General features: G+C 48.8%; 5 protein-coding genes. 2 read left to right on the top strand and 3 right to left on the bottom strand.

Going from position 1 to position 5,231, the window contains the following annotated elements:
- Both ACRC27_RS14145 and glpQ read left to right on the top strand, forming a co-directional pair.
- Positions 1–756, top strand: a 756-nt coding sequence (locus tag ACRC27_RS14145; RefSeq protein WP_438640172.1) for an MFS transporter, incomplete at its 5' end; no start/stop codon positions are given.
- A 252-nt stretch (positions 757–1,008) separates the two neighbouring features.
- On the top strand, positions 1,009–2,115 hold the full coding sequence (gene glpQ, locus ACRC27_RS14140; protein WP_438640171.1) for a glycerophosphodiester phosphodiesterase: 1,107 nt from the start codon (positions 1,009–1,011) through the stop codon (positions 2,113–2,115).
- 253 nt (positions 2,116–2,368) lie between these two features.
- Here glpQ and crcB read toward each other — a convergent pair whose 3' ends face one another.
- From crcB to pldB, 3 genes are all read right to left on the bottom strand, one after another.
- Complete coding sequence (crcB, locus tag ACRC27_RS14135; protein WP_438629955.1) at positions 2,369–2,749, bottom strand: fluoride efflux transporter CrcB; 381 nt, start codon at positions 2,747–2,749, stop codon at positions 2,369–2,371.
- Positions 2,750–3,012: 263 nt separating this feature from the next.
- The gene (gene yigL / locus ACRC27_RS14130; protein WP_438623833.1) at positions 3,013–3,813 is read right to left on the bottom strand and encodes a sugar/pyridoxal phosphate phosphatase YigL; all 801 of its coding nucleotides are present in this window, start codon (positions 3,811–3,813) and stop codon (positions 3,013–3,015) included.
- Positions 3,814–3,945: 132 nt separating this feature from the next.
- Positions 3,946–5,193: a lysophospholipase L2 gene (gene pldB / locus ACRC27_RS14125; protein WP_438640170.1), complete on the bottom strand. Its 1,248-nt coding sequence runs from the start codon at positions 5,191–5,193 to the stop codon at positions 3,946–3,948.
- Positions 5,194–5,231: the final 38 nt, after the last annotated feature.

Raw genomic sequence — 5,231 nt, 5'->3', positions numbered from 1 at the left:
GTGGGCGTGGCTATTTTTGCTTACCTGACAATGCGCGATACGCCACAGTCATGTGGTTTACCGCCGATTGAAGAGTACAAAAATGACTATCCGGAAGATTACAGCGCTAAAAATGAGATAGAGCTGACAGCAAAAGAGATCTTCACCAAATATATCCTGCCGAACAAACTGCTGTGGTATATCGCATTTGCCAACGTATTCGTCTATCTGCTGCGCTACGGTGTGCTTGATTGGGCCCCAACTTATCTTAAAGAAGTTAAACACTTCTCGGTGGATAAATCCTCATGGGCTTACTTCCTGTACGAGTGGGCGGGTATTCCAGGCACGCTGGTGTGCGGTTGGATGTCAGATAAAGTCTTTAAGGGCAACCGCGGTGCAACCGGTGTGTTCTTTATGATTTTGGTTGCCATTGCGACTACCGTGTACTGGTTAAATCCGGCAGGAAATCCGACGGTGGATATGGCCGCGCTGGTTGCGATTGGCTTTTTGATCTACGGGCCTGTCATGCTAATTGGTTTGCATGCGCTTGAACTGGCACCGAAAAAAGCGGCAGGTACGGCAGCCGGTTTCACCGGTCTGTTTGGTTACTTAGGTGGCTCGGTTGCGGCCAATGCCGTGGTGGGTTACACCGTGGATCACTTTGGTTGGGATGGCGGCTTTATGTTGCTGATCGGTTCATGTGTGATGGCGGTCATTTTGCTGGCATTAACCATGTTCCACCACAATAAAGCGCAGGAAGATAAAGCTCGCGGGTAATGGATTCTACCGCGTTCATTGCTGTTGCCCCTACTGGCATTAAATCATGGCAGCTTAGGCTGTCATGATTATCCAGTGAGGTGACAGGGGCGGTAAGTCGGTTGCTTTTTATCACCCCGTATTTATCACCTATTGTAATAAATATAATCCTAATTAATTGTTTTATATAAAAATTATTCTGCTGTTAATAAAAATAACACATTACCTTTGTACCCTACTCTGCAACGCACATAAACTAAGAGCACATTCACGATGAAAAAAACATTGCTGGCACTTATGACTGGAACGTTGTTAGCTACACCGTTGTTTGCATTGGCTGAAAATGCGGCCCCATCTGATAAAACGGAAGGTAAAATTGTGGTTGCCCACCGTGGCGCGAGCGGTTACCTGCCGGAGCACACGTTGCCCGCAAAAGCGATGGCCTATGCAATGGGGGCGGATTATCTGGAACAAGATGTGGTGATGACGAAAGACAATCAGCTGATTGTGCTGCATGACCACTATCTTGACCGAGTGACCGATGTCGCAAAGAAATTTCCCGACAGGGCGCGTAAAGATGGCCGTTTCTACGCAATAGATTTTACCTTGCCTGAGATCCGCCAGTTGAGCTTTACCGAAGAGTTTGTGCTGGATAAAGATGGCAAAATGAGCCAGAAATTCCCGAACCGCTTCCCGATGTGGGCTTCTGATTTCCGAATTCATACTCTGGCCGAAGAGATCGAGATGATTCAGGGAATGAACCACTCTACTGGCAATAATGTCGGGATTTATGTTGAGACGAAAGCACCGTGGTTTCATAAAACCGAAGGCAAAGACATTTCAGTGGCCGTGCTAGAGACGCTGAAAAAGTACGGATATACCCAGAAGGGCGATAAGGTGTTCTTCCAGAGTTTTGATGCGCCCGATTTACAGCGAGTGCATGATGAGCTGCTGCCAAAAATGGGTATGGATATCAAACTGGTACAGTTGATTACGCCAACCGATGATCAAGAGACGATGGTCATTAACCCTGATGGCTCATTAACCAACTACAGTTACGACTGGATGTTTAAGCCCGGTGCGATGGCCAAAATTGCCAAATATGCCGATGGTGTTGGCCCGTGGTACCCGATGGTAGTGGAAGAGAGCTCTACACCGGGCAATATTAAAACCACCATTATGGTCAAAGAAGCGCATGAAAACGGTTTAGTGGTGCACCCGTATACCTTCCGTAAAGATCCGGGCAAAGTACCGGCATACGCAAAAGATCTGAATGATATGCTGGATATTTTCTACAATACCGCCGATGTTGACGGTGTGTTTACCGATTTTCCTGATGTTGCGGTCAAGTTTTTACAAAACCAAAAGGCCGCCAAGTAGTGGGTGTAAACCTGTAGATAGGGTGTTATTACCATCACACCGCACTACTCTTTGGGCTATTACTTTGCGCTATCACACAAATACCATGCCCCGCATTATCTTTGCGCGGGTGTTGTAGTGAGCACCCCCATGCTCATGTGTGGTAGATGAGCGGTTCATACAGGGTGCGTGTGAGCGGTGTAAAGACACCATGACGTTAAAACTCTGACCTCACTAAAACCCAGCCGATACGCTGGGTTTTTTGTTTGCAGGTTTAAGGCCAAAAGTAGCGTACTAGACTCATGCCAGCAAAGGTCATCAGCAATGAGCCGCCTAAATGCAGTATGATCCCGCCAAATACCCACAATGTTTGCCCTTTTTCAAGGCTAGCAATCATCTCTGCCGAGAAGCTGGAAAAGGTGGTTAAGCCACCCAGAAAGCCGGTAATGATAAATAGACGCAGATGCGGAGATACATGGGGGGTACGCAAAAATATCTCAATGGCTAACCCGATGAGAAAGCCGCCCAGCAGGTTGACGAGCAGTGTTCCGGGCGGAAGGTGTGGCATGAGATGATTGAGTTTTGTTCCAATCCACCAGCGAAGCGATGCGCCGATTGCAGCGCCGCCACTGACAGCCAGTAATGAGCTGAACACTGGGCGATTCCCCCAAGTTAAAATACGATAACGACAAATAAAAACAGACCCAAATAACCGTTGTCTGATTATCGCTGAAAAAAAACGGATATGGGTATTTTAAAGGTTACTTTTTGTCGCAGAGAAAAGAGAAAATGGGAGAAAGCTGCTCTGGGAGTTCAGAGCAGGCTTTTTCGATACCGCACATATTGTACCGGAAAACTGTACCGGAAAATTGCACCGTAAAATAAGAGACCGCTTGAGATAATAGGGTCTGAGTGCTGTTAGCTCAAAAAGAGTTTACGCAGATAGTGCGCGACGGCCTCATCACTGTTTTCACCGATCACTTCGCACTCAGGCAGGGTATCTTTCAGGCGTTGATGTGCATTTTGCATGACACAGCCTTTGCCGACCATACTCAGCATTTCAACATCATTCATGCCATCACCAAACGCAATACACTCTTGCAGCGTCAGCCCTTTAAGCGGCAGGATCTGTTCCAGCGCATGGCCTTTTGACACACCACCGGCCATTACCTCAAGGCACTCAGGCAGTGAGAAACTGACATTCACCCGATCACCAAAACGGGCATTGATTGCCTCTTCTAGCGCCAGCAGTTGCTCGTGTTTGCCAAGGTAGAACACTTTGGCGATATCTTGGTGGTTTTCAACCATGGCCATATCGACAATGCGACAGCAAAAACCGGTCTCTTCATGAAACTCAGCCAGCCACTCAACATCACGGTCAATACACCACTCATCACCCTGATAAACATTGGTGATAATGTCGGGATTATTGTGTGCTAGCAGCATCAGATCGCGGGCAATTTCAGCGGGCAAGTCATGCTTGAACACCAACTCTCCGGCAGTATTGTGTACCCGCGCACCGTTTGAGGTGACCATATAGGCATCGATACCCAAATTATCACGGATACGAGCGACATCAACATGATGGCGGCCGGTAGCAAAAATAAAACGCACACCCTGCTCGGTCAGCAGATGTAAAGTTTCCGCAGTAAAAGGGGATACGCGGTGATCTGGGGTCAGTAAAGTTCCGTCCAGATCTGAGGCGACAACACGATACATAGTGACATACTCTGGTTACCGAAAAAGTGAGGCCTACAGTATACCCGCTGGTGTGAGGCTGTCTGTTGATATGACCAATTCTCACTCGATAGGGTGATCAGCCTCACTAAACTTTCGCTATCAGCCAGCGGATTAATGCGCTACAGACTGTGCGGAAAAAAAGTGCAGTACCTGTTGTAATGCCTCAACCCGTAGCGAGTCTTGCTCAAACAGTAGCTCATGGTGAGCACCACTGATGGTCATCGGCGCACCGGTAGCACACGGATGCCCAGCACGTTTCATTGCCTGACAAAATGCGCGATGGGCTTGATTATCTACCACGGTATCTTCACTGCCTTGTAGCAGCAGTAATGGGGTTGTAATCGTACCGGCTTGTGCAATTGCCTGTTCTGCGCCCTGAACACTCTCACCAATCCAGTGCAGTGTCGGGCCGCCGAGCTGCACCTGCGGATGCGCGGCATACAGATCGCGAAACCACTGGTAGCGCGGCTGACTGTGGGTCAGGTCATTACCGGCAAACGGTGTTGCCAAATAAGGGCCGGTGCTCGGTGCATAGCCTTGATCATAGCGGGTAAATAATTTGGCAACCGTGGTCAGGGTTTTAACCTGCCACATCGGCATTGGAAACAAAATACCGTGCATCGGTGCTGACAGTGCGGCGGCGGTAAAATCGTGTGGATAGCGCGCCAGATACAGGCTCGATATTGCTCCGCCCATTGAGTGCGCCAGCAGATCTCGCTGACGGTATGGCTGGCCGCGCGCCTGCTCTGCCTGTGTGAACAGCTGATCACGCACCGTTTTCATATCACTGACATAATCGCTAAAGTGCCGGACATACCCTTTTTGTGGATCGGGTAACAGACGGTCTGACAGCCCCTGTCCGCGATGATCAAACAAAAATACATCATAGCCCTGTAAAAACAGATCGTAGGCCAGCTCTTGATACTTCAGGTAAGTCTCTAGGCGACCATTGACAACCAGTATCGCCTTGTCGTGATCCGGCGCAGTAAATCGGATCGCACTCAAGCGAAGGTTATCTTTTCCTATTACCGACGATGTCACCCCTTGCTGCCAAAACGGGCTAACCTGCTTCTGCATAAACGCCGGATAATTTATCTCACGGGTCAGGATATCGGCCGGTAATACGCCGGAGAGTTGAGCGGTTTGCGCAGTTTTTGGCGATGTAGACGGTGGCAAAATACGCTCTGAATGGGGAGTTGCGGTATTACTTATTACTGCATTACTTGCTGCGTCAGTGTTTTCTGCGAAGCTATCTGCCTGTATGGGTTCACTCATCATCAGTAACCATAAGCTAAAAAAAAGAGGGGTTGCGGGGATCGCGGTTTTTTTTGCCGCGGTGGTGAGTGTTTGTATCATCATAGATGGCAGCCACCTCAGCAGGGCTGACCATTGCCGGA

The organism is Plesiomonas sp. (genome assembly GCF_051650925.1).
In the GTDB taxonomy this organism is placed as follows: Bacteria; Pseudomonadota; Gammaproteobacteria; order Enterobacterales; family CAMTGL01; genus Plesiomonas.
Note: the sequence above shows the minus strand (reverse complement) of the source record. Positions and strands in the feature narration are given on the sequence as shown.